We start from the raw sequence: 1,787 nt of genomic DNA on the forward strand, positions 1-1,787 counted from the left end.
TGGGTGGCGACGCTGACCGCCACCGGCCCCTGCGCCTGCTGCATGCGCGCCAGCGCTGCCGGCAGCAGCGCATGGCTGAGCGCGGGCATGCTCAGCACACTGATGCGCGCCGCCTGCGGGCGTGACAATGCGACGGCCCGGTCAATCACCCGGTCCAAGCCCTGCCAGCTGCGCTGCACCTCTTCCCACAGCGCCAAGGCGCGCGCATTGGGCCGCAACCTGCCCTGCACCCGCTCAAACAGCGGGTAGCCCAGCAGCTGCTCCATGCGGGCCAGATCGCGGCTAACCGTCGGCTGGGAGCTGAACAGCAGGCCCGCCGCGCCGGTCACGCCCCCGGCCAGCATGACGGCGCGGAACACCTCGATATGGCGGTGCTGCAGCCGGGGTGCTGAGGGGCTGGGCTCCCGGGAGGGATCGGAAGCGGATGAGACGGGGGCTGGCGAACGGGGCATGGCTGGTAAGCGATACGAGTTAGACATATCCATTATGAATGACATGCCGATAAATAAGCATTAGACCAAATACCCCAGCCCGGGCACACTGGCAGCCTGTTTCCTTTGATTCCCTGCCCCTGGCACACCGACTATGAGCAACCCCTTTACCCCCGATCTGCTGTGGCAGCTGGCCGATGACTTCAACACCCCGCTGTGGGTCTATGACGCGGCCACCATCGGCCGGCGCATTGCCGAGCTGCAGGCATTTGATACGGTGCGCTTTGCCCAGAAGGCCTGCTCCAATATCCATGTGCTGCAGCTGATGCGGGCGCAAGGCGTCAAGGTCGATGCAGTCTCGCGCGGGGAAGTGCTGCGCGCGCTGGCGGCTGGCTACCAGGGCGGCTTTGGCGAGCCCTCCGACATCGTGTTCACCGCCGATGTGATGGACGAGGCCACCTTGGCCACCGTGGTCGAGCACCAGATCCCCGTCAATGCCGGCTCCATCGACATGCTGCACCAGCTGGGCCAGGCCTCGCCCGGCCATGCGGTCTGGCTGCGCATCAACCCCGGCTTTGGCCATGGCCACAGCAACAAGACCAATACCGGCGGCGAGCACAGCAAGCACGGCATCTGGCACAGCGATCTGACGATGGCGCTGGCGGTGATCGCCGAGCGCGGCCTGCAGCTGGTGGGCCTGCATATGCACATTGGCTCGGGCGTGGACTACGGCCACCTGCAAGAGGTCTGCGGCGCGATGGTGCAGCTGGTCGAGCGCACCCACGCGGCCGGCCACCGCCTGCAGGCCATCTCGGCCGGCGGCGGCCTGTCCATCCCCTACAAGGACGGCGACGCCACCATCGACACCCAGCACTACTTTGGCCTCTGGGATGCCGCGCGCAAGCAGGCCGAGGCACTGGTGGGCCACCACCTGGGGCTGGAGCTGGAACCCGGCCGTTACCTGGTCGCCGAATCGGGCGTGCTGCTGGGGACGGTGCGCGCCACCAAGGATGCTGGCAGCAACCACTTTGTGCTGGTCGATACCGGCTTCAACGAGCTGATGCGCCCGGCGATGTACGGCAGCTACCACGCGATGCATGTGCAGCGCCGTGGCGCCGGCGTGCTGCCAGTGCAGCGCAAGGCCGTCGTCGCCGGTCCGCTGTGCGAATCGGGGGATGTCTTCACCCAGGGCGAATCCGGCGTGGTGCTGCCCCGTCCACTGGGCGATGCACAAGTGGGCGACCTGCTGGTGATCCACGACACCGGTGCCTACGGCGCTTCGATGTCCAGCAACTACAACAGCCGCCCGCTGGCCGCTGAGGTGCTGGTCGACAACGGCCAGGCCCGCCTTATCCG

2 protein-coding genes are annotated in these 1,787 nt (G+C 67.2%); one reads left to right on the forward strand and one right to left on the reverse strand.

Annotated features, from left to right (window positions below; all coding sequences use genetic code 11):
- A partial coding sequence (locus H928_RS0109225; protein ID WP_148293107.1) for a LysR family transcriptional regulator occupies positions 1-452 on the reverse strand: 452 nt, incomplete at its 3' end.
- A gap of 133 nt (positions 453-585) precedes the next feature.
- On the opposite strand from H928_RS0109225, the gene lysA reads away from it, so the two are divergent.
- On the forward strand, positions 586-1,787 hold a 1,202-nt coding region (lysA, locus tag H928_RS30740; protein ID WP_239644925.1), incomplete at its 3' end, for a diaminopimelate decarboxylase.

Source organism: Comamonas sp. B-9 (assembly GCF_000410635.1).
In the GTDB taxonomy this organism is placed as follows: domain Bacteria; phylum Pseudomonadota; class Gammaproteobacteria; order Burkholderiales; family Burkholderiaceae_C; genus Comamonas.